Below are 343 nucleotides of genomic sequence, written 5' to 3'. Positions count from 1 at the left end.
ATTAATCCATACTTGGGAAGTGATGGATTAGACCCATTTATAAAATTAGGAGAAGAAAATGATAAGGGCTCTATTATTTTAGTGAAAACAAGCAATCCTTCTTCAGGAGAATTGCAAGATAAAATACTGGATTCTGAAAATAAAACTATCTCTGAAGTTGTATGTGATTATATTATTAAAAGCACGAATAAAGTTGGGAATTATGGATTTTCAGATATTGGAGCTGTCATTGGAGCAACATATCCCGAAGATTTAACTAAGTATAGGAGACTCTTACCAAAAACCTTATTTCTAATCCCAGGAGTTGGTTATCAAGGAGGAGATGTGAAACTATTAGACGCAG

At 33.2% G+C, this 343-nt stretch carries 1 protein-coding gene; it reads left to right on the top strand.

Features of this window, described 5'->3' with window-relative positions:
- On the top strand, positions 1-343 hold a 343-nt coding region (locus JKP73_RS22255), incomplete at both ends, for a beta/alpha barrel domain-containing protein (protein WP_200411996.1).

This window comes from Virgibacillus salexigens (assembly GCF_014905415.1).
GTDB classification, from domain to species: Bacteria; Bacillota; Bacilli; order Bacillales; family Amphibacillaceae; genus Virgibacillus; species Virgibacillus salexigens.
The sequence above is the reverse complement of the archived record's forward strand: the minus strand, read 5'-3'. Positions and strand labels throughout refer to the sequence as shown.